This is a genomic window from Streptomyces sp. NPDC056479 (assembly GCF_042795335.1).
Taxonomy (GTDB): Bacteria; Actinomycetota; Actinomycetes; order Streptomycetales; family Streptomycetaceae; genus Streptomyces.
Genome location: NZ_JBHTRZ010000008.1, coordinates 41,932 through 63,180, shown reverse-complemented (window position 1 = coordinate 63,180; position 21,249 = coordinate 41,932). Strand labels below are relative to the sequence as shown.

At 71.4% G+C, this 21,249-nt stretch carries 23 protein-coding genes; 13 read left to right on the top strand and 10 right to left on the bottom strand.

The window, feature by feature from the left end; genetic code table 11:
• Positions 1 to 87: 87 nt before the first annotated feature.
• The 3 genes from ACFQ6S_RS29240 to ACFQ6S_RS29230 all read right to left on the bottom strand — a co-directional run bounded on the left by ACFQ6S_RS29240 (position 88) and on the right by ACFQ6S_RS29230 (position 2,481).
• A complete protein-coding gene (locus ACFQ6S_RS29240; protein ID WP_383416060.1) occupies positions 88 to 309 on the bottom strand; it encodes a hypothetical protein in 222 nt (73 codons plus the stop codon).
• Positions 310 to 348: 39 nt separating this feature from the next.
• Positions 349 to 1,581 carry an anion permease gene (locus ACFQ6S_RS29235; RefSeq protein WP_383416057.1) on the bottom strand — a complete coding sequence of 411 codons (1,233 nt, stop codon included), beginning with the start codon at positions 1,579 to 1,581 and terminating at the stop codon, positions 349 to 351.
• 153 nt (positions 1,582 to 1,734) lie between these two features.
• Positions 1,735 to 2,481, bottom strand: a complete 747-nt coding sequence (locus ACFQ6S_RS29230) for a lysozyme (RefSeq protein ID WP_383416054.1) — start codon at positions 2,479 to 2,481, stop codon at positions 1,735 to 1,737.
• 207 nt (positions 2,482 to 2,688) lie between these two features.
• Here ACFQ6S_RS29230 and ACFQ6S_RS29225 point away from each other — a divergent pair, with 207 nt between their 5' ends.
• The 3 genes from ACFQ6S_RS29225 (at position 2,689) to ACFQ6S_RS29215 (ending at position 6,382) form a co-directional block, all read left to right on the top strand.
• Positions 2,689 to 3,420: a class II aldolase/adducin family protein gene (locus tag ACFQ6S_RS29225; RefSeq protein ID WP_383416051.1), complete on the top strand. Its 732-nt coding sequence runs from the start codon at positions 2,689 to 2,691 to the stop codon at positions 3,418 to 3,420.
• Between the two features lie 248 nt (positions 3,421 to 3,668).
• A complete protein-coding gene (locus tag ACFQ6S_RS29220; protein WP_383416048.1) occupies positions 3,669 to 4,796 on the top strand; it encodes an alpha/beta hydrolase in 1,128 nt (375 codons plus the stop codon).
• Positions 4,797 to 5,128: 332 nt separating this feature from the next.
• Positions 5,129 to 6,382, top strand: a complete 1,254-nt coding sequence (locus ACFQ6S_RS29215) for a hypothetical protein (protein WP_383416046.1) — start codon at positions 5,129 to 5,131, stop codon at positions 6,380 to 6,382.
• A gap of 13 nt (positions 6,383 to 6,395) precedes the next feature.
• Here the strand turns inward: ACFQ6S_RS29215 and ACFQ6S_RS29210 are convergent, their stop codons facing one another.
• On the bottom strand, positions 6,396 to 6,809 hold the full coding sequence (locus ACFQ6S_RS29210) for a VOC family protein (protein ID WP_383416043.1): 414 nt from the start codon (positions 6,807 to 6,809) through the stop codon (positions 6,396 to 6,398).
• Between the two features lie 344 nt (positions 6,810 to 7,153).
• Between ACFQ6S_RS29210 and ACFQ6S_RS29205 the strand changes: the two genes are divergently transcribed.
• The 3 genes from ACFQ6S_RS29205 to ACFQ6S_RS29195 all read left to right on the top strand — a co-directional run bounded on the left by ACFQ6S_RS29205 (position 7,154) and on the right by ACFQ6S_RS29195 (position 10,244).
• A complete protein-coding gene (locus ACFQ6S_RS29205) occupies positions 7,154 to 8,752 on the top strand; it encodes an ABC-F family ATP-binding cassette domain-containing protein (protein ID WP_383416041.1) in 1,599 nt (532 codons plus the stop codon).
• 335 nt (positions 8,753 to 9,087) lie between these two features.
• Entirely contained in the window at positions 9,088 to 9,309 is a 222-nt protein-coding gene (locus tag ACFQ6S_RS29200; protein ID WP_004002281.1) for a helix-turn-helix domain-containing protein, read from the top strand.
• 131 nt (positions 9,310 to 9,440) lie between these two features.
• A complete protein-coding gene (locus ACFQ6S_RS29195) occupies positions 9,441 to 10,244 on the top strand; it encodes an enoyl-CoA hydratase/isomerase family protein (protein WP_383416038.1) in 804 nt (267 codons plus the stop codon).
• Between the two features lie 10 nt (positions 10,245 to 10,254).
• Here ACFQ6S_RS29195 and ACFQ6S_RS29190 read toward each other — a convergent pair whose 3' ends face one another.
• The gene (locus ACFQ6S_RS29190) at positions 10,255 to 10,977 is read right to left on the bottom strand and encodes a nucleopolyhedrovirus P10 family protein (protein ID WP_383416036.1); all 723 of its coding nucleotides are present in this window, start codon (positions 10,975 to 10,977) and stop codon (positions 10,255 to 10,257) included.
• Positions 10,978 to 11,066: 89 nt separating this feature from the next.
• Between ACFQ6S_RS29190 and ACFQ6S_RS29185 the strand changes: the two genes are divergently transcribed.
• From ACFQ6S_RS29185 to amaP, 5 genes are read left to right on the top strand one after another with little or no spacing between them, the layout of a single operon-like run.
• Positions 11,067 to 11,552 carry an Asp23/Gls24 family envelope stress response protein gene (locus ACFQ6S_RS29185; RefSeq protein ID WP_383416033.1) on the top strand — a complete coding sequence of 162 codons (486 nt, stop codon included), beginning with the start codon at positions 11,067 to 11,069 and terminating at the stop codon, positions 11,550 to 11,552.
• Positions 11,553 to 11,600: 48 nt separating this feature from the next.
• Entirely contained in the window at positions 11,601 to 11,792 is a 192-nt protein-coding gene (locus ACFQ6S_RS29180; RefSeq protein ID WP_383416030.1) for a hypothetical protein, read from the top strand.
• Entirely contained in the window at positions 11,789 to 12,196 is a 408-nt protein-coding gene (locus tag ACFQ6S_RS29175; protein ID WP_383416027.1) for an Asp23/Gls24 family envelope stress response protein, read from the top strand. The genes ACFQ6S_RS29180 and ACFQ6S_RS29175 overlap by 4 nt, the downstream gene beginning before the upstream one ends.
• Positions 12,193 to 12,873 carry a DUF6286 domain-containing protein gene (locus ACFQ6S_RS29170; protein WP_383416024.1) on the top strand — a complete coding sequence of 227 codons (681 nt, stop codon included), beginning with the start codon at positions 12,193 to 12,195 and terminating at the stop codon, positions 12,871 to 12,873. The genes ACFQ6S_RS29175 and ACFQ6S_RS29170 overlap by 4 nt, the downstream gene beginning before the upstream one ends.
• The gene (amaP, locus tag ACFQ6S_RS29165; protein ID WP_383416021.1) at positions 12,870 to 13,457 is read left to right on the top strand and encodes an alkaline shock response membrane anchor protein AmaP; all 588 of its coding nucleotides are present in this window, start codon (positions 12,870 to 12,872) and stop codon (positions 13,455 to 13,457) included. Before ACFQ6S_RS29170 ends, amaP begins: the two co-directional genes overlap by 4 nt.
• A 4-nt stretch (positions 13,458 to 13,461) precedes the next feature.
• Here the strand turns inward: amaP and ACFQ6S_RS29160 are convergent, their stop codons facing one another.
• From ACFQ6S_RS29160 to ACFQ6S_RS29140, 5 genes are read right to left on the bottom strand one after another with little or no spacing between them, the layout of a single operon-like run.
• The gene (locus tag ACFQ6S_RS29160) at positions 13,462 to 14,217 is read right to left on the bottom strand and encodes an SDR family oxidoreductase (RefSeq protein ID WP_383416019.1); all 756 of its coding nucleotides are present in this window, start codon (positions 14,215 to 14,217) and stop codon (positions 13,462 to 13,464) included.
• A 4-nt stretch (positions 14,218 to 14,221) separates the two neighbouring features.
• A complete protein-coding gene (locus tag ACFQ6S_RS29155) occupies positions 14,222 to 16,009 on the bottom strand; it encodes a glycoside hydrolase family 15 protein (protein WP_383416017.1) in 1,788 nt (595 codons plus the stop codon).
• Positions 16,010 to 16,043: 34 nt separating this feature from the next.
• On the bottom strand, positions 16,044 to 16,355 hold the full coding sequence (locus ACFQ6S_RS29150; protein ID WP_383416015.1) for a hypothetical protein: 312 nt from the start codon (positions 16,353 to 16,355) through the stop codon (positions 16,044 to 16,046).
• The gene (locus tag ACFQ6S_RS29145) at positions 16,352 to 16,921 is read right to left on the bottom strand and encodes a sigma-70 family RNA polymerase sigma factor (protein WP_383416013.1); all 570 of its coding nucleotides are present in this window, start codon (positions 16,919 to 16,921) and stop codon (positions 16,352 to 16,354) included. The genes ACFQ6S_RS29150 and ACFQ6S_RS29145 overlap by 4 nt, the downstream gene beginning before the upstream one ends.
• Positions 16,918 to 18,456, bottom strand: a complete 1,539-nt coding sequence (locus tag ACFQ6S_RS29140) for a sodium:solute symporter (protein ID WP_383416010.1) — start codon at positions 18,454 to 18,456, stop codon at positions 16,918 to 16,920. The genes ACFQ6S_RS29145 and ACFQ6S_RS29140 overlap by 4 nt, the downstream gene beginning before the upstream one ends.
• A gap of 168 nt (positions 18,457 to 18,624) precedes the next feature.
• Between ACFQ6S_RS29140 and ACFQ6S_RS29135 the strand changes: the two genes are divergently transcribed.
• Both ACFQ6S_RS29135 and ACFQ6S_RS29130 read left to right on the top strand, forming a co-directional pair.
• Positions 18,625 to 18,861: a DUF3311 domain-containing protein gene (locus ACFQ6S_RS29135; protein ID WP_383416008.1), complete on the top strand. Its 237-nt coding sequence runs from the start codon at positions 18,625 to 18,627 to the stop codon at positions 18,859 to 18,861.
• A gap of 52 nt (positions 18,862 to 18,913) precedes the next feature.
• On the top strand, positions 18,914 to 21,067 hold the full coding sequence (locus ACFQ6S_RS29130) for a carbon starvation CstA family protein (protein WP_383416005.1): 2,154 nt from the start codon (positions 18,914 to 18,916) through the stop codon (positions 21,065 to 21,067).
• The last annotated feature ends 182 nt before the right edge of the window (positions 21,068 to 21,249 follow it).

The window sequence follows — 21,249 nt, the reverse complement described above, 5'->3', positions numbered from 1 at the left end:
AGTGTGCGAAGGCCCACACAGCGGAGAGGTGCGGGACGGTCGTCCGTCCCGCACCTCGGGTGTTTCAGGTGATGCTCGCGCTGTGCGTCAGGCCACGATCAGATAGATCCCGTACGCCACCGCCGCCGCGCACGCGGCGAAGCACGCGTAGGCACCGGTGACCGCGAGAGCGGCCGAGCCGCCCTGGGCCGAGGCCTTCTCCTGGCGGGACAGGCCGACGATGCCGAGGGTGAACAGGCCCACCAGGGCCACCGTGACCACGAGGCTGACGCCGAAGACGGAGCCGAGGGCCGCCCAGTCGATCTTCATGCTTCTTCTTTCTTGGGTAGCTGAGTAACTGGGTGGTCGTCAGACGGAGGCCTGCGAGGGCGCCGCCTCGGCGGACGGGGCCGGGATCGTGGCCGTCAGGTCCTCGGGCGCCGGGCCCGCCGGGGGCGGGGTCACGGCGGCGATGGCCGTGGTGACCACGCCGGGCGACTCGTCCGCCTCGTTGACGTTCGTGTGGTCGACGACCTCGCGGCGGGAGAGCTTCCAGATCGCGGCGCTGGAGGAGATCAGGAAGACGGCGACCACGGCCGTGCCCCAGGCGCCGAAGCCCGTGACGTACTCCGCGAGCGCGCCGACCAGGGCGGCGGCCGGGAGGGTCAGACCCCACGCGACGAACATCCGGGTGGCCGTCGACCAGCGGACGACACCGCCCTTGCGGCCGAGGCCGGCGCCCATCACCGAACCGGAGACGGAGTGCGTGGTGGACAGGGAGAAGCCGAGGTGGGAGGAGGCCAGGATGACCGTGGCCGCGCTGGTCTGGGCGGCGAAGCCCTGCTGCGGCTGAAGGTCGGTCAGGCCCTTGCCCATGGTGCGGATGATGCGCCAGCCGCCGAGGTACGTGCCGAGCGCGATGGCCAGACCCGCGGAGAGGATGACCCACAGGGGCGGGTCGGAGTCGGGGGCGACGGCGCCGCCGGCGACCAGGGCGAGGGTGATGATGCCCATGGTCTTCTGCGCGTCGTTGGTGCCGTGGGCGAGGGAGACCAGGCCGGCGGAGGCGATCTGCCCGGTGCGGTAGCCCTTGGCGGCGGCCTTGCCGTCGGCCTTCTTGCCGAGGGTGTAGGTCAGGCGGGTGGCCAGCAGCGCGGCGATGCCCGCGACCAGCGGGGCGGCGATCGCCGGGATCAGCACCTTGGTGACGAGCGCGTCACCGTGGACGGCGCCGACTCCGGCCGAGGCGATGGTGGCGCCGATCAGGCCGCCCATGAGGGCGTGGGAGGAGCTGGACGGCAGGCCCACGAGCCAGGTCAGCAGGTTCCAGAGGATCGCGCCGACCAGCGCGGCGAATATGACCTCGGGACGTATGCCGGTCTCGTCGACGAGACCTTTGGAGATCGTGTTGGCGACCTCCACGGAGAGGAAGGCGCCGACAAGGTTCAGCACGGCGGACATGGCCACCGCGACCTTGGGCTTGAGCGCACCGGTCGAGATGGTCGTGGCCATCGCGTTGGCGGTGTCGTGGAAACCGTTCGTGAAATCGAACGCGAGTGCGGTTACCACCACAATCGCGAGGATCAGCGAGAAGTTTTCCATTTACCCAGGCAATCGTTCGAGGTCATTGGCCGGACGAACGTAAGTAACCTGGATGAACGAAAGGTGAACTGGGGTGGGCCGCACGGTGTCCGGGAGCGCCGGAAGAGGAGACCTTCGGTCTGCCGGTCGCCGCACGGCCCAGGCGCCGCCGGGCTAGTAGCCGCGAGCGAACTTCCTCAGCTGGGTCATGGAGCCGTTGAAGAGATTTTGATCACCCGGCAGGCTGCCGCCGTTGTCGTACTGCCAGAAGGTCCAGAACTGCCATCCGGCCGGCATCGAGCCCGCGGTCGAGGAGTTGTAGCGCGCTATCCACAGGGCGTGGTTCGAGGCGAACGCGCGGCTGGCGCCGGTGCAGTTGTTCCACCAGTGGGTGGTCGTGTAGATCACCGGCCGGCGGCCGGTCAGCCGCTTCACCTCGTTGCTGAAGGACTGGATCCAGCCGACCATCTTGGTCTTGCTCAGTCCGTAGCACTTGTGCTTGCTGTACGGGTTGTACTCGATGTCGAGGGCGGGCGGCAGGGTCCAGCCGTCCGACCGCCAGCCGCCGCCGTTGCGCACGAAGAACGCGGCCTGGGTCCGGCCGGACGACTTGTCCGGCAGCGCGAAGTGGTAGGCGCCGCGGACCAGGCCCGCGTTGCGGGAGCCGGAGTACTGCTGGCCGAAGTAGGGGTTGCGGTAGGTGTGGGACTCGGTCGCCTTGACGTAGACGAACTTGGCGCCCTTGGCCTTGGAGCTCTGCCAGTTGACGTTCTTCTGGTGGGACGAGACGTCATGGCCCTTGGGCTTGCTCGCCGCGGCGGCCGGGATCTCGGCGAGGGCGGTTCCGCTGAGGGTCAGGGCCGCCACGGATATCGCTATGAGGCGGGAGCGGTGACGGGACGGTTTGCGATCACGGGCCATATTTCCCCCCGGAATGGCGACGTGCACGACAAATCAGGCAGACAGTACTGGAAGATCGTTGAATGCTGATCGATCTCCGGCCAAGCCTGGGGCGAGGGTTGTATGCCCCGTTATGCGACCTTCCCGAGTGGGGCCTTCCGCCCTAAAGTGCGCGGCCCGGCCGCGAGTTGACGCGGCGTGCGGGGCCCGGCTGGCAGGATCGCGGACATGGCTGAGGAGCGGCAGGACCGGCGGGGCGCGAGGGATGCGCGGGAGGGCTCACAGGAAGTGGGGGAGCCGTGGGGTAGGAGTGCGCGGCCCGAGGAGGCGGAGGCCTGGGAGGCCCTCGTGGCGACGGCTCGGCGCACGGTGACCGAGGGGCTGGTCGTCGGGACGTCCGGGAACGTCTCGGTGCGGGTCGGGGACACGGTGCTGGTCACGCCGTCGGGGGTGCCGTACGACCGGCTGACTCCGGATGACCTGACGGGCGTCGGCCTGGACGGTGAGCAGGTGCTGGGGACGCTCGTGCCGACCAGTGAGCTGCCCATGCATCTGGCGATCTACCGTGCCACGGACGCGGAGGCGGTCGTCCATACGCACGCGGTCCACGCGACGGCGGTCTCGGCCCTCGTCCCCGAGCTCCCGCTGATCCACTACATGGCCGCGGCCCTCGGCGGACCGGTCCGGGTTGCCCCATATGCGACCTACGGCACCCAGGAGTTGGCCGAGAACATGCTCCGTGCCCTCACCGACCGCACCGCCTGCCTCCTCCAGAACCACGGCACGATCGCCCACGGCACGACCCTGGACCAGGCCTATGACCGCACGGCCCAGCTGGAGTGGATGTGCCGCGTGTGGCTGACGGCGTCGTCGGTCCCGGGGCTTGCGCCTTCGTTGTTGTCGGAGGAGCAGGTGGCGGAGGTGGGGGAGCGGTTGCGGGGGTATGGACAGCGGGGGTGAGGGGGTGCTGTTTCAGCCTGTCCGGCGTTTGAGGACGAGGCCCGTTCAGGGCCGAAGCGGGGGTCCTGGGGCGGCAGCCCCCAGCAGGGCCCGCCCCGACGCCGCGCCCCCTCCTGGCGGCAGCCCCCAGCAGGGCCCGCGCCCCGACGCCGCGCCCCCTCCAGCCCACGGCAGTGAACCCGCAGTGAGCTTCACTCGAAGTCGCCCTCCCACTGGCCGCGACCCCCGTCCGCCCGGACACTGGAATGGTGCGCACTGTCAAAGCGACGGCCGCCGCCGTCACCGTGGCCCTGGCCGCCGGCGCCGCGAGCGTCGCCGCCGGGCGGTTCGCCAGTGGGGCCGCGCTGACGGCTCCCCCGGGCAGGCCCCTGCCCACCGAACCCCGGCTCACCGTGCACGCCACGGCCGCCGGCCAGATCGCGCTCACCCGCGCCCTCGCCTCCCTGCGCCCCGGCACCTACGGACTCTCCGGTGACGGCTCGCACGCGGTCGTCGGCCCCGTCCTGACCGCGGCGAATCACTCCGCCGACACCGTCGTACGCCGCCTGGAACGCGTCACCCACGGCACCCTCGAGCCCGGCGACAGCGTCTGGCTCACCCCGAACGTGTACGTCGGCAACCCCAGCGCGGCCCTCGGCCTCGACCACGCCGACATCGACATCCCCGGCGAACTCGGCTCCCTGCCCGCATGGTTCGTCCCCGGCGCACGCGAGACCTGGGTCATCGCGGTGCACGGCCTCGGCACCACCCGCGAGCACGCCATGAACGTCATGGGGTTCCTCAGCGGCCGTCACTTCCCGGTCCTCGCCCTCGCCTACCGCGGCGATCTCGGCGCACCCCGCTCGCCGGACGGCCTGAACCACCTCGGCGAGACCGAGTGGCGCGACCTGGACGCGGCGATGCGCTACGCCATGCGGTACGGCGCCAAGCAGCTCGTCCTGCTCGGCTGGTCCACCGGCGCGACGATGGCGCTGCGCGCCGCCGCGCACTCGGGGCTGCGCGACCGGGTCTCCGGCCTGGTCCTGGACTCCCCGGTCCTCAGCTGGGAGACCACCCTGCGCGCCCTCGCCACGGCCCGCCACACACCGAGCGCGCTCCTGCCGCTCGCCGTCCGCGCGGCACAGGGCCGCACCGGCCTGAACGCCGGCCGCACCCCGGACCCCGATGCCTTCGACCACCTCACGGTGCCGACCCTGATCTTCCACGGCCCCGGCGACAGGGTGGCCCCCTGGACCCTCTCCCGCCGCCTGGCCGACACCCGCCCCAACCTGGTGAACCTGCAGACGGTCGAACACGCCCCCCACGCGGCCATGTGGAACGCCGACCCCGAGGCGTACGAGGAATCCCTGCGCCGCTTCATGACCCCCCTCATGTGACCCACGGGCCCGTCGGGGCCCGCACCCCGTCCCGCACCGGTCCCGCAGATTCCGTTTAAGCCCGTACCACTGGCCAGTTATCGGCCCTCAGCCGCTCGCGGGACCCCGTGCGTTGGCCATCCCCGTCGCCCCTCGTGACATTCCGTTTGGGTTTTCGGACCGTCAACCGGAAGACTGCACCCGTGACGTCCCGTATCCCGCGCGACTCCAGGCTTCGACTCGTCCGCCCGCGACCCCTGGCCGCCGCCCCCAGAGCTGTGAACCAGCGGCGCCCACGCCGCCCCGCGCCCCGCCCCCCGGAGGGCACACCGGCCCGGTCCGAGCTGGCCAGAATGGCTCGCTCCGGTCTGGCCGCCGCGGCCCGCGTCGCCCACTGGGCCGACGCCTCGCTGGGCCCCGGTCGCGACGGCGCGCACGCCGACGGCAAGGGCACCCTCTCCGACGCGACCGCCGAACGGGCCGCCGGCGACCTGGGCCTGACCGTGGCTCAGGTGCGCGCCGACTGGGACACCGCGCGGCTCGCCGGTCTCGTCGAGGTGCACGGCGACAGCGCCCGGCCCGGCTGGCGGCTGCGCGCCTGGGACCGCGACGACAGCGCCGTACTGCGCGGCTGGGTCGCCCTCTTCGACGCCTGGTCGCTGGCCCACCCGGAACCCGAGCAGCACGGCCACGGCGCCGTGGCAGACGTCGTCTCGGCCCTGCCCCAGGTGCTCTCCTTCCTCCAGCTGTCCGCCGGGCCCGTCCCCGTCGAGCAGCTGCTCGACCTGCTGGAGCAGCGCGTCACCGAGCTGCGCACCGAGAGATGCGAGATCCCCTACGGGCCCCGGCCCGAGCCCGTCCCCGTCCCCGCGGCAGCCGAGGACCCCTCCCTCGCCCCGCTCCTCGACTGGGCCCTGCACGCCCTCACCTCCGTGGGCGCCCTCACCTACGGGGATGGACAGGCCACCCTCACCCCGCTCGGCAACTGGGCGGTGTGGGTCAAGCTGGAGCAGATCTGCGTCGCCGCGCAGAGCCCCGCCGGGAACATCGAGCGGGCGGCCGAGGACATGCTCCGCGGCTGCGCCCAGCTCCGCCCCAACGCCGCCCGCGACGAATACCGCGCCTGGCTCGCCGCCCGCCCCGTCGGCAGCGCCGTCACCGAACTCCTCATCGCCTCCCGCGGCGACGACGCCCTCCTGCGCGGCCTCGCCTTCGAGGCGCTGCGCGTCGTCGGCGCCCCCGCCGAGCCCGACGTACGCGCCGTCGTGGACGAGCCGACCCTGCGGCCGTACGCCCTGCTGTGGCTCGCCGAGCACGACGGCATCGACCCCGAGGACGCTCACGAGGTGCTCACCCGCGAAGAGGCCACCTGGCTGTGGGTCGACACCGCCGCCGCCGTCGCCGACCACGGCGAGGCCCCGATGCTCGTACGGCACCTGGAGTCCGCGCTCCAGCCCACCGTCCCCGCGCTTCTCGACGAGGTGCGCGCCGTCGGTCACCCCCGCACCGTGCAGGTCCTCGTCGCGCTCGCCGCCGCGCACCCCGACCCGGCCCTCGCCAAGGCCGTACGCCGGGCCGCCTTCCAGGTGCACACCGGGGGGAGCTGAGCCCGGCCGGTGCTCAGCCCTTGAACTCCGGCGCGTAGGTGCCGAAGCTCCACACATTGCCCTCCAGGTCCCGGGCCATGTAGTCCCGTGAGCCGTAGTCCTGGTCCGTCGGGGGCATCAGGATCTCCGCGCCGTGCTCCACGGCCCGTCGGTGGTGTGCGTCGACGTCGTCCACGACGACGTACACCCCGGTCGGGCCCTCTTTCTGCATCGCCTTGTCGAAGACGCTGCCGGTGCCTTTCGAGCCCAGCATCACCGCGCCGAGGCCCTGCGCCAGCTCGGCGTGGGCCACCGAGCCGTCCTCGCCCTCGTACACCGCCAGCTCGGTGAACCCGAAGGCCTCCGTGAGCTGCTTGATCGCCGCTTTCGCGTCCGCGTAGCGCAGCGTCGGGTAGATGCTGGGACGCCCACCGCTCGTGCCTGCCATGCCGATCACTCCTTTGTGATCCGTCGCTGCGGTCCGGGCCTGCCGACCGCCGGATTCCGACCCGCTGCCCAGTCTCGCAGCGAGCACTGACAACGGCCCGCGAACCAGGGCGGGGCGCCCGGCACGAGGCGGGTCGGGCACGTGCCGTACATCACGACGGGGTGCCGCTCAAGGCCCGGGCCTGGCACGGAGGACCACGAACTCCCGGTCGAACACCCGATCCCAGAAAAAGTGGTTGCACGGCCCCGTTAGACTGGCCTCATGGCCATTCTCCTCGCGCATTAGACGGCGGGAACGTCCTCAGCCGCCCGTCCCGCCTCCTATCCCTGCCCTGGAGCCTGTCCGTGATCTCCGCCTCCGGTATCGAGCTGCGCGCCGGTGCGCGCGTCCTCATCGAGTCCGCGACCTTCCGCGTCGCCAAGGGCGACCGCATCGGCCTGGTCGGCCGCAACGGCGCCGGCAAGACCACCCTCACCAAGTGCCTCGCAGGCGAGGGCATCCCCGCCGGCGGCAACATCACCCGCTCCGGCGAGGTCGGCTACCTCCCGCAGGACCCCCGCACCGGCGACCTCGACGTCCTCGCCCGCGACCGCGTCCTGTCCGCGCGCGGCCTCGACGTACTGATCAGCAAGATGCGCGACAACGAACAGCGCATCGCCAACGGCCAGGGCGCCACCCGGGAGAAGGCCCTCAGGCAGTACGAGCGCCAGGAGACGGAGTTCCTCACCAAGGGCGGGTACGCCGCCGAGGCCGAGGCCGCCACCATCGCCGCCGCGCTCAACCTGCCCGACCGGGTGCTCGGCCAGCCCCTGCACACGCTCTCCGGTGGTCAGCGCCGCCGTATCGAGCTCGCCCGCATCCTGTTCTCCGACGCGGACACCCTGCTCCTCGACGAGCCCACGAACCACCTCGACGCCGACTCCATCGTCTGGCTGCGCGACTACCTCAAGACCTACCGCGGCGGCTTCATCGTGATCTCCCACGACGTCGACCTGGTCGAGACGGTCGTGAACAAGGTGTTCTACCTGGATGCCAACCGCGCCCAGATCGACGTCTACAACATGGGCTGGAAGCTCTACCAGCAGCAGCGCGAGGCCGACGAGAAGCGCCGCAAGCGCGAGCGGCAGAACGCCGAGAAGAAGGCCGCCGCCCTGCACTCGCAGGCCGACAAGATGCGCGCCAAGGCCACCAAGACGGTCGCCGCGCAGAACATGGCCAAGCGCGCCGACCGGCTGCTCGCCGGGCTCGAAGCGGCACGGGTCTCCGACAAGGTCGCCAAGCTCCGCTTCCCGGAGCCCGCCCCCTGCGGCAAGACCCCGCTGACCGCCGAGGGCCTGTCGAAGTCGTACGGCTCCCTGGAGATCTTCACCGACGTCGACCTGGCCATCGACAAGGGGTCCCGGGTCGTCATCCTCGGCCTCAACGGCGCGGGCAAGACCACTCTGCTCCGGCTCCTCGCCGGTGCGGAGCAGCCGGACACCGGCGCTGTCATCCCCGGCCACGGCCTCAAGATCGGCTACTACGCCCAGGAGCACGAGACCCTCGACCCGGAGCGCTCGGTCCTGGAGAACATGCGCTCGTCCGCCCCCGACCTGGACCTCGTCGAGGTCCGCAAGGTGCTCGGTTCGTTCCTGTTCTCCGGCGACGACGTGGACAAGCCCGCCGGCGTGCTCTCCGGCGGCGAGAAGACCCGCCTCGCCCTCGCCACCCTGGTCGTCTCCTCGGCGAACGTCCTGCTGCTCGACGAGCCGACGAACAACCTCGACCCCGCCAGCCGTGAGGAGATCCTCGGCGCGCTGCGCACCTACAAGGGCGCCGTCGTCCTCGTCACCCACGACGAGGGCGCCGTCGAGGCGCTCCAGCCGGAGCGGATCATTCTGCTGCCGGACGGTGTCGAGGACCTGTGGGGCGCCGACTACGCGGATCTCGTCGCCCTCGCTTGATCGAATGCGTGATCAACGGGCTATGGATCATTCGGCCTATCCGTGATCCATCATCTGTGTGAGATCTCCTCGTACCGAGGTGTGTGCTACATCGAATTCGCGGCCGAGTCCTTTATCGACAAGGGCTCGGCCGTCGTGCTGCCCTGACCTGGGACTTCGTAAAAGAACCCGTTCGGTCGTACGGACGCCAGCTCCCGGAATTCGAGATTCCGCATGTGGGGATGTGCTCCTGTCGTCACAACCATGTCTCACGGACCTTGCCGAATGGGTGGCCATGAAGGCCCGGAGGGGTGATCATGAGGAGACCAGAGCGCACTTCCCATGAGGAGGCACGGGTGGCCGAGACTCTGAAGAAGGGCAGCCGGGTAACCGGCGCCGCGCGCGACAAGCTCGCGGCAGACCTGAAGAAGAAGTACGACTCCGGTGCGAGCATTCGGGCGCTGGCCGAGGAAACCGGTCGCTCGTATGGCTTCGTTCACCGGATGCTCAGCGAATCGGGCGTCACGCTTCGTGGGCGTGGCGGGGCGACGCGGGGCAAGAAGGCCGCATCGTCCTGAGCCCGGGCGGCCCATCGGTTTCGATGGTGGCCACCCGGTCGGTCAGCTGACTGACCGGGTGGTTACTGTGCAGTCACTTAGTGGGTGCCTCTCCGGCATCCCGGAATGACCGCACGCATCGGAGGCACCGCATGGCTTCATCCGACCAGGACCTCGCTCCCCTGCTCGACAAGAACGGCGTACGGCTCACCGTCGACGGCGCAATCGCCACGGTGACGCTGAACAACCCGGTCAAGCGCAACGCGCAGAGCCCCGCCATGTGGCGGACGCTCGCCGAGGCCGGGCAGGTTCTGCCGGGCAACGTGCGGGTCGTCGTGCTGCGCGGAGAGGGCAAGTCCTTCTCCGCCGGGCTCGACCGGCAGATGTTCACGCCCGAGGGGATCGAGGGCGAGCCCTCGTTCATCGATCTCGCGCGCAGCAGTGACGGCGAACTCGACGCTGCCATCGGCGAGTTCCAGGAGGGCTTCACCTGGTGGCGGCGCAACGACCTCGTGTCGATCGCCGCCGTGCAAGGGCATGCCATCGGGGCGGGCTTCCAGCTCGCGCTCGCCTGTGACGTGCGCGTCGTCGCGGACGACGTGCAGTTCGCCATGCGCGAGACCAGCCTCGGGCTGGTCCCCGACCTCACGGGTACGCACCCGCTGGTCGGGCTCGTCGGATACGGCCGCGCGCTGGAGATCTGTGTGACGGGGCGCTTCGTGCTGGCCGAGGAGGCCGTGAGCAGCGGACTCGCCAACCTCGCGGTGCCCGCCGACCAACTCGACGACGCCGTACGGGATCTGGCCGGCGCGATCGTGGCCGCGCCGCGCGATGCGGTCATCGAGACCAAGGCGCTGATTCGTGGTGCCGTGGACCGGACGTACGACGAGCAGCGCGGTGCCGAGCGGGCGGCGCAGGCCCGACGGCTGCGGGACCTGGCCGGCCTCGGCGAATGAGCCGCGCTGATCAGCCGATGGCCGTGACCAGCACTGCCACCGTCGGGCGATCGGCCAGCGCCTCTCCCACCCACTCGCGGACCTCCCGGGCCACTTCCACGGCCCGGCGGTCCGCGCTCACCGCGATCTCCACGCGCACGTGCCGATGCGGCAGAGCCGTCGTGCCCTGCCGCTGCTCGATGTGCACCGCGTGACCCCACCCGCCCAGGGCGCTCGTCAGTCCGGTCACCCCGGGGACCGCGAGGATCGCGGCGGCGACCCGCTCCTCGTCGGCGTTTCCCGGCTCCGCCGCCTGTACCGGCTCGGTCTGCCGTAGCGAAGCGGGCTCGACGTCCTCGTCGAGCAGGGCCGTCACCCGTAGATCGATCTCGGTCACCCGCAGGCCGAGTCGTTCCGCCGCCGCGGTGGCCAGCAGTCCGCGCAACCTGTCAGCCGTCGTCGGCAGCGACTCGGTCGCCGTCGTCGCAAAATCGGCCGTCACTCGCAGCGGGCCCGGCGGCAGCGCGCTCGGCGGTGGCGGCACGGCCGCCTCGTGCGCCTCCTCCGGGTCGGCGAGCGCGATCCGGAGCGCGTCCACACGTACCCCGCGCATGTCCGCGGCCGCGCGCCGCAGCACAGCCGTGGCCGCCCTTTCGTAGATCCACGCGCCGTCGCGCGCGCCGCCCAGCGGCAGCAGCCTGCCGAGCCTCGTCTGATCCCTGACCGCTCGCGTCCACCGGTCCGCCGTCGTCATTCCTCCAGCCTGCCGCATCCCTGGGGCGCGGCGCGGCCACCGCGCTTACGGTGGTCAAAGGAACGACAAACCGAAAGGGACGTACGGCGATGACCGACATGGAGCAGAACCGGACGCAGAACCCTGAGGAGACCTCGTCGACCCTGGCGTCGACACGCAGGACCACCAAGCGCGGCGGCGGGGACCCGGCCGACCGTGGCCGGACGACCATCGCCGACGGCGTCGTCGAGAAGATCGCCGGAATGGCGGCGCGCGACGTGGTCGGCGTGCATGCGATGGGCAGCGGGATCAGCCGCACTTTCGGGGCCGTGCGCGAGCGGGTGCCCGGCACGGCGAAATCCGTTTCCCGCGGCGTCAAGGTCGAGGTCGGCGAGGTGCAGACCGCGCTCGACCTGGAGATCGTCGTCGACTACGGCGTGTCGATCGCCGACGTGGCACGTGCCGTTCGGGAGAACGTGGTCAGTGCCGTCGAGCGGATGACGGGCCTGGAGGTCGTCGAGGTCAACATCGCGGTGAGTGATGTGAAGCTTCCCGAGGAAGAGGAAGAGGAGCCGCTGCAGCCCCGGATCCAGTGACGGGGGACAGGTGAGGGGCCTGCGGCCGACAACCGAATGGAGGGCACCATGGGCATGGCCGTGGTCGGCATGATCGCCGGCATGGCGCTGGGGTTCGCCGGCTACTTCGGCGGGTTCGGCGCCTTCGTGCTGGTGGCGGCGCTGGGCGTCGTCGGGTTCGGCGTCGGCAGATTCGTGGAGGGGGACTACGAGCTGGGCGACTTCTTCCGCCAGCGTGACGGCCGACGCGACCGGCGGTGACGTCCGTGAGCGCGGAGGCCACGGAACCCGGCAGAGCGTCGGTCGTCATTCCGCCCGGTGAGCGCGGGGCCACCCGGATCGCCGACCGGGTCGTCACGAAGATCGCCTCACAGGCCGCACGCGAGGCGGTGGGCCGGCTGCCCAAGGACGCCGCCCGGCCCTACGCCCATGTCGTCGTGCGCCCCCAGGCCGCGGAGGGCACCACCGTGGACGCCGCCCGGGTCCGCATCCATCTGGAACTCGAATACCCCTGCGACATCGGCTCCCGGTGCGCGGCCGTGCGTCGGCGGGTCGTGGAGCGGGTAGGCGCGTTGGTGGGCATGGAGGTGCCGGAGGTCGCCGTGCACGTGGAGCGGCTGCACCCGGCGCCCGGACAGGGCGCTGCACAGGGGAGGACGCGATGAGCGAGTCCCAGGGTCCCGAGGGCACCACACAACGACTGCCGGTCATCGAGAAGGAGACCGGCCCCGAGCCCCTCGACCAGTCGGCGTCGGCGGCGGCCTACGAGCCCCCGACCGCGGTCGACGGCGAGGGCGGACGCGAAGGCCGCTTCTGGTCCGCACGCCGGATCCCGGCCACGATCATGGCGCTGGTGCTCCTGTTCGTCGCGGGCGTCTTCCTGTACGACATCGCCGCCGTGCGCGCCGGCCGGCCCGGGATGCGCTGGCGCCGGGAACTGGCCCGGCAACTCGCCGAGCGCCCCCTCGACGACATCTGGGTGCTGGTCGGCGCGGGCGTCGCCGCCGTCCTCGGACTCTGGCTGCTCGTCCTGGCCACCACGCCCGGCCTGCGGCAGGTGCTGCCGATGCGTCGCACCCACGCCGACGTACGCGCCGGGCTCCACCGCGACCTGGCCGCGCTGGTCCTGCGCGACCGGGCCATGGAGATCTCCGGGGTCCAGTCGGTGCGGGTGCGGATGAAGCGGACCCGGGCCGATGTCCGCGCGGTCTCCCACTTCCGCGACCTGGACGACGTACGCGCCGACCTGGACGCCACACTCGCCGACGCGATCAGGGGCCTGGGGCTGTCCCGCCCGCCCGCGCTGTCGGTGCATGTACGACGACTCGGACGGAAGGGGTGAGGGCCGTGCTCAGGGTGGTCAACCGGGTGCTGATCGGGCTCGTCGGACTGGTCCTGCTCGTCATCGGCGGCTCGGTGCTCGCCGTGGGCCTGGGAGCCCCGGCCCCCTCGTGGTGGATCCACGACAGCCGCCACGACGTCCTGCTCAGCGACGCCGAGCGGACGCGCTGGCGTGACGACGGCTGGTGGTGGCCGGCGGTCATCGCGGTGCTGGCCGTGCTGGTCCTACTCGCCCTGTGGTGGCTGACCACGAACCTCCGCCGACGCCGGCTGGCCGAGGTCCTCGTGGACACCGGCGACGGCGAGGGCGCACTGCTGCGGGGCCGGGCCCTGGAGGGCGTACTGGCGAACGAGGCGGCGCAACAGGAGGGCGTCCAGCGCGCCCACGCCCACCTCACGGGCCGGCGCAGCACCCCCGAGGCCCGGGTACGGCTCCTGCTGGCCCCCCATGTGGACCCCGGAACGGCGCTGGCCGACCTCACCACCGCGGCCCTCGCGCACGCCCGCAATTCGGCGGGCCTGGCGTCACTGCCGGCCGAGGTCCGCCTCAGGGGCGTCAAGCATGGTGCCGAAAGGGTCAGTTGACCTGTCAGAACCCGTGCCGCATCCCGCCGTCCACGGGCAGCATGACCCCCGTCAGGTAGGAAGCGGCAGGAGACAGCAGGAACGCGGCCGCCCGTCCGAACTCGTCCGGAGCCCCGTACCGCCGCAACGGAATCCTCGCCTCGATCGCCGCCCGGGTCGCCTCCGGGTCCGCGGACATCCCGTCCAGCTCGCGCACCCGATCCGTGTCGATCCGGGCCGGCAGCAAACCCACCACCCGGATCCCGCGCGGCCCCAACTCGTCCGCGAGCGACTTGGCGAACCCGGCGAGTCCCGGCCGCAGCCCGTTCGAAATGGTCAGTCCCGGAATCGGCTCGTGCACCGACCCCGACAGCACGAACCCGATGACGCCACCCTCGTCGAGCTCCGCCGCCGCCGTCCGCGCGAGCCGAACCGCGCCCAGGAACACCGACTCGAACGCGGCCTGCCACTGCTCGTCCGTGTTGTCCGCGACGAACCCGGCCGGCGGACCGCCGACGCTCACCAGGATGCCGTCGAACCCGCCGAAGGCGTCGCGCGCTGCGGCGACGAGCCGAGCCGCCGCCTGCGGATCGGCGTTGCCGACGGCCACCCCGACGGCGTTCGGTCCCAGTTCGGCCGCCGCGGCGGTGACCCGCTCCTCGTCCCTGCCGGTCACCACGACCTTCGCGCCGTCGGCCACCAGCTCACGCGCCGCCGCGTTGCCCAGTCCGCGGGTGGCACCCGTGACGACGTACACCCGGTCCTTCAGTCCAAGATCCATGGCCCTATCCTGCCCCGTCGGTCCCGAACAGGGCGAGGGCGGTGTTCACCAGGCCGATGTGGCTGAAGGCCTGCGGGAAGTTGCCGAGCTGGCGGCCGGAGACGGGGTCGTACTCCTCGGCCAGCAGGCCCACGTCGTTGCTGAGCGCCACCAGCCGGGCGAACAGTTCCCGTGCCTCCTGCGTACGGCCCGTCATGTGCAGCGCCTCCGCCAGCCAGAACGAGCAGGCCAGGAAGGCGCCCTCGTCGCCGGGCAGCCCGTCGACGGTCGTCCGGTCGGTGCTGTAGCGGCGCAGGAGCCCGTCGTGGCTGAGTTCGGCGCGGATCGCGTCGATCGTGCCGACGACACGGGAGTCCCCGGGCGGCAGGAAGCCGACGCGCGGGATGAGCAGCAGCGCGGCGTCCAGCTCACGGGAGCCGTAGGACTGCGTGAAGGTGTTCCGTGCGGCGTCGTAGCCCTTCTCCAGCACTTCGCGGTGCACCTCGTCGCGGAACTCCCGCCAGCCGTCGAGGTCGCCCTCCAGCTTCGGGTTCCTCTCCAGGGTGCGCACCGCCCGGTCCGCGGCCACCCACACCATCACCTTCGAGTGCACGAAGTGACGCCGGCCGCCGCGCACCTCCCACAGCCCTTCGTCGGGCTGCCGCCACTCCGAGCGCAGCCACTCGACCAGGGCGGCCTGGATCGCCCACATGTGCGGCTTGGTGGACAGCCCCGCCTCACGGGCCAGCGACAGGGTGTCCATGACCTCGCCGTACACGTCCAACTGGAGCTGTTCCACGGCCTGGTTGCCGATGCGTACCGGGGTGGAGCCGCCGAAGCCGGACAGCCACGGCACCTCGAACTCGGGCAGCCGGCGTTCGCCCGCCAGGCCGTACATGATCTGGAGGTCGGCCGGGTCACCGGCGACCGCGCGCAGCAGCCAGTCGCGCCAGGCCTCGGCCTCCTTGCGGTAGCCCGCCGACAGGCCCACGTTCAGGGTGAGGGTGGAGTCGCGCAGCCAGCAGTAGCGGTAGTCCCAGTTGCGGACGCCGCCCATCTCCTCGGGGAGCGAGGTGGTGGGGGCGGCGACGATGCCGCCGGTCGGACGGTAGGTGAGGGCCTTGAGGGTGATCAGGGAACGGACGACGGCATCGCGGTACGGGCCGTCGTAGTGGCAGTGCCGCACCCACTTGCGCCAGTCCTGGACGCTGCTGTGCAGCGCCTTGTACGGGTCGACGAGCGGCGGGCGCGGCTCGTGAGAGGGGTGGTAGGTGAGGACGAAGGCGACCTGCTGGCCCTCCTCGACCGTGAACTCCGAGTGGGTGCCGAAGTCCTCGCCCCAGGTGGGCACTTCGGGCTGGCTGCGCAGCCAGACCGAGTCCGGCCCGGCGATGGCCACCCGGTGCCCGTCGGACTCGCGCACCCAGGGCACGATCGAGCCGTAGTCGAAGCGCAGCCGCAGGGCGCTGTGCACGGTGACGCGGCCGCGCAGGCCCGCCACGATGCGCACCAGGTCCGGCGCACGGTCGCGTTGCGGCATCAGGTCGGTGACGCGGATCGCGCCCTCGTCGGTCTCCCACTCGGTGTCCAGCGCCAGAGTGTCCGGGCGGTAGGCGCGACGCGTGCACGCGCCTTCCGCGTGCTTGGGTGCGATGCGCCAGTGCCCGTTGTCCTCGTCGCCGAGGAGTCTCGCGAAGCAGGCTCCCGAGTCGAAGCGGGGCAGGCACAGCCAGTCGACGGAGCCGTCCCTGCCGATCAGGGCGGCCGTCTGCTCGTCGCCGATGAGGGCGTAGTCCTCGATGCGCGGGTGCACGCAATTGCGGGTTCCCCGGGGGGCGCTGGGCCAATCAGGGGTGCGGCCGGGGGAGTGACACAGCGGCCGGGGAGCCGGTGCCGGAGAAGATGACGCCGGGGTCGGACGGGGCCTGGTTGAGGACCCACAGGCCGATCAGGGTGGCCAGGGCGAACACGACGGCGACCAGAACGGCGAGGACGAGCCGGCGCCGGCGCTCCCGGCGCAGCCACTCGCCGCGCGCCGTGCGATAGGCGTCGGGTGCGGCCTGGACCCCGCCGGCGAGTGCGGCGAGCGCCTCGCGCAGCTCCTGCTCGGTACGGTCCGGGCTGGTGCCACGCGACGGAGTCGCGTCTCGGTGCGTCATCGCCGGGCCTCCATCGCCTGGGTCAGGGCGGCGAGGCCGCGTGCCGTATGGGTCTTGACGGATCCGCAGGAGATCCCCATCGCCGCGGCGATCTCGCTCTCCTTCAGTCCGAGCCAGTGCCGCAGCACCAGCGCCTCGCGCTGCCGGGCCGGCAGCTGCTGGAGCGCGTCGATCAGGACCCGCTGGTCGTCACGCAGCAGCGCGGTGCTCTCGGCGGAGGCGACGACGTCGTCGGCCGGCTTCTCGACGTGTTTGCGGGCCACTTGGAGATGCCGTATCCGCATCCGCGTCAGGTTGCACACGGTGGAGCGCAGATACGCCTCCGCCGCCTCGGCCTCCCTCAGCCGCCGCCACTTCCGGTAGATCTGGTAGTAGGCCTCCGCGACCACGTTCTCCGGGTCGTCGGCCCCGAGCAGCACGGCGAGGCGCAGCATCGAGGAGTAGTGCAGCTCGAACAGACGGGCAAGGCCGGCCTCGCGCTCCACGTCCACCGGGTCGCTCACCGCGGGGGAGAGCGGGACGGCGGGCAGAGGAGTGCCGCTCTCGGGTCTCAGATGCTGCCTCACGGGTTGTTCGCTCCCGTCTCGGGGCGCCGTCTGACGCTCAGGCGCGACGGCAGGTCGGTCAGATCGGCGCCGCGCGGGACGCCGAGGCGGCTCAGTACCGCGGTCCCGGCCACGGCGACGGTCAGATTGAGGAGCAGGGCGGCGAGCCCGGCGTAGATCTCCGGCCCGGAGCCGAGCGGCACGATCGACGAGAAGCCCTCCCGTACGACCATGAAGGTTCCCGCCACCATGCCCACGCCCCACCCGGCGAGCAGCGCCCGCGGATGCAGCCGCGCGGTGAACAGTCCGACCGCGACGGCCGGGAAGATCTGCAGGATCCAGACCCCGCCGAGCAACTGGAGGTTGATGGCGTCCTGGTCGCGCAGCCCGAACACGAACGCCACCGCGCCCACCTTCGCGGTCAGCGACACCGCCTTGGCGATACGCACCTGCCGCTTGGGCGTGGCCGTCGGATGGACGTACTCGACATACACATTGCGTACGAAGCTCGTGGCGGCCGCGATGGACATCACCGCCGCCGGGACCAGCGCCCCCACGGTGATCGCGCCGAACACCAGCCCGGCCAGCGGCGCCGGCATCAGCCGGTCCACCAGCATCGGTACGGCCGCCTCGGCGCCGCCGGCCGGGGCGCGGACGCCCGTCGCGAGGGCCGCGATGCCGAGGAAGCCGAAGAGGGCGAGCAGCCCGGTCCAGGCGGGCAGCGCCACGGACACCTTGCGCAGCGTGCGCGGACCGTCGGCGGCGAACCCTGCGGTGAGCACATGCGGGTACATCAGCAGGGCGAGCGCGGAGCCGAGGGCGAGGGTGGCGTAGGCGGGCTGCTGCTCGGGGGTGAGGAGCAGTGCGGGGCTCCCGAGGCGCTCGGCCGCGCCGTCGAAGACGGCACCCGGCCCGCCCAGCCGGTCGAGGACCAGCCAGGTCACCGCCGTCAGCGACACGAAGACGGCCACGGCCTTCAGCGCCGAGATGACCGTGGGGGCGCGCAGCCCGTGCCGGTAGGTGGCGACGGCCAGCCCCGCGAACAGCGCCACCATCACCAGATCGCCGGTCGCACCCCGCGGATACACGCCCCCGGCCGCGAGCACCGCCCGTATGCCGAGCAGTTGCAGCGCGAGATACGGCATCGTCGCGAGGATCCCGGTCAGCGCGACCACCAGGGCCAGCGGCGGCGAGCCGTAGCGGCCGCGCACGAAGTCGGCCGCCGTGACATAGCCGTGTCTGCGGGCCACGGTCCACAGCCTGGTCAGCAGCACGAAGGCCAGCGGGCAGACGATCACGGTGTACGGCACGGCGAAGAAGGCGGGCGCCCCATTGCCGTAGGCGAGGCCTGGTACGGCGGCGAAGGTGTAAGCGGTGAAGATCGTGCCGCCCAGCAGCAGCCAGGTCCACACCGGGCCGAGGCTGCGATCGGCCAGCGCCCAGCCCTCCAGGGACGGCAACCGGTCGCTCGGGCTCAGGCGCCGCGCGGTGACGGCGAGCAGCGACGCTCCGCCGATCACGGCGAGAAACGTCGCGGTCATGGCGCCATCGGCCATGCGTCACCGTCCTTGGTGTGCCTGTGCCCTCGCGCGTAAGTTGCGCGAACGGCCGGAACGGAGGACACGGAACCGGCGGGAAATTTCTCAGAAATTCGCTGTCAACCGGTCTCGGGGGGTGGGCAACTCTTGCACAGACCGACAGCGAGCGGGAGAGGAGCGCAGGTCATGGCACGGACCGGTCATCATCGGCTACGGCGCGTCGCGATCGCCGTGCTGCTCCTCGCCCCCGCCGCGGGTCTGCTGTGGGTCCCCTGGTACGCCGGTGCCGAGCCGCGGCTGGCCGGGACGCCGTTCTTCTACTGGTACCAGCTCGCCTGGGTGCCGGGGTGCGGCCTCTGCCTGCTCGCCGCCTACGCGCTGACGGACCGAAGCAGCCGCCGACGCCGACATCGACCTCGCTGAGCCGTACGCCCTCTTCCGCTTCACACCCCGCCTGTTCAGGTCAGGAGCCGCCATGCCCACATCAGCCATGCCCGAATCCGGTCGTTCCGCGCCGGAAAAGTCACGAATGTCGCCTAAATCTGTCGCGATCTGGAGCGCCGTCGCCCTCGTCGGAGCCCTCGGCTGGGCCGTGCTCGCCCTGTCCCGGGGCGAGGAGATCTCGGCGGTATGGCTCGTCGTGGCTGCCCTCGGTTCGTACGCGATCGCCTACCGCTTCTACTCGCGCTTCATCGCCCGGCGGGTCCTCCAGGTCGACGACACCCGCGCCACCCCGGCCGAACGCCTGGAGGACGGCGTCGACTACCACCCCACCGACAAACGGGTGCTGTTCGGCCACCACTTCGCGGCCATCGCCGGCGCCGGCCCGCTGGTCGGCCCGGTCCTGGCCGCACAGATGGGCTATCTGCCGGGTACCGTCTGGATCATCGCGGGCGTGATCTTCGCGGGCGCCGTGCAGGACATGATCGTCCTGTTCCTGTCCATGCGCCGGGACGGCAAGAGCCTCGGCCAGATGGCCAGGGACGAGATCGGAAAGGTCGGCGGTGCCGCCGCGCTGATCGGCGTCTTCGCCATCATGATCATCCTGCTGGCGGTGCTCGCGATGGTCGTCGTCAACGCGCTGGCGGAGTCCGCGTGGGGCACCTTCTCGGTCACCATGACCATCCCCATCGCCCTCTTCATGGGCTTCTACCTGCGCTATCTGCGGCCCGGCCGGGTCGTGGAGACCAGCGTCATCGGCGTGGCCCTGCTGCTGCTCGCCATCCTCGGCGGCGGCTGGATCCAGGACTCCGCACTCGCCGAGTACTTCGTCTGGAGCCCCGAGACCCTGGTCTTCTGCCTGGTCGGCTACGGCTTCGTCGCCTCCGTGCTGCCGGTGTGGATGCTGCTTGCGCCCCGCGACTACCTGTCGACCTTCATGAAGGTCGGCACCATCGCCCTGATGGCCGTCGGCGTGGTGATCGCCGCTCCGAACCTCAGGACCGAGCCGGTGACGGAATTCGCCTCGACCGGCGCCGGACCGGTGTTCGCCGGTTCCCTCTTCCCGTTCCTCTTCATCACCATCGCCTGCGGCGCGCTGTCCGGCTTCCACGCCCTGGTCTCCTCCGGCACCACACCGAAGCTGATCCGGAAGGAGTCCCAGGTCCGGCTGATCGGCTACGGCTCCATGCTCACGGAGTCCTTCGTGGCCGTCATGGCGCTGATCGCCGCCTGTGTGCTCGAACCCGGCCTGTTCTACGCCATGAACTCCCCGGCAGCGCTCCTCGGCCCGACCGTGGACAGCGCCGCCGAGGCGGTGAAGAACCTCGGCTTCACCATCACCCCGGACCAGCTGACGGCCGCGGCGAAGGCGGTCGAGGAGGAGACGCTGGTGGGCCGATCCGGCGGCGCGCCCACCCTCGCCGTGGGCATGTCGGAGATCTTCGCCGGGGTGCTCGGCGGTGCCGGGATGAAGGCCTTCTGGTACCACTTCGCGATCATGTTCGAGGCGCTGTTCATCCTCACCACGGTGGATGCCGGCACGCGCGTGGGCCGCTTCATGCTCCAGGACATGCTCGGCAACGTCTGGAAGCCGATCGGCCGGGTCACCTGGAAGCCCGGCATCTGGATCACCAGCGCCCTGGTCGTCGGCGCGTGGGGCTACTTCCTCTATGCCGGTGTCACCGACCCGCTGGGCGGGATCAAGCAGCTCTTCCCGCTGTTCGGCATCGCCAACCAGCTGCTGGCCGCCGTCGCCCTGGCCGTCACCACCACCGTCCTGATCAAGTCCGGCAGGCTGCGCTGGGCGTGGGTCACCGGCATCCCGCTGGCCTGGGACGTGGCCGTCACCTTCACCGCGGGCTGGCAGAAGATCTTCTCGGACAACCCGGCGATCGGCTTCCTCGCCCTGCGGGACAAGTACGCGCGGGCCATCGACGACGGTCAGCTCCTGCCGGGCGCCACGAACATGGACGACATGCACACCATCGTGCTGAACAACACCGTCGACGGCGTGCTCATGGCGATCTTCCTGCTCCTGGTCCTCACGGTCCTGGTCAACTGCGCGGTGGTGTGCGTACGCGCTGTCCGCGCCCCTGAGCCACTGCCGACGGCCGAGGTGCCGTACGCCGAGTCCCGTCTCGACGTGCCGGAACGTGAGGGGGAGCCGCTGGTGGGGGTTCGGTCATGAGGGCGGTGCGATGGGTGCGTTGGTATGTGCGTGAGCTGATGCACGTACTGAGCCTGCGGCACCGGGATGACCGGCCGGAGGGCCGCTGCTGCTGATGCCGGAGGGCGGCTGCGGGTCGTCTGTGGCTGGTCGCGCAGTTCCCCGCGCCCCTAAAGGTACGTCCGGTGCACGTACTCAAAGGG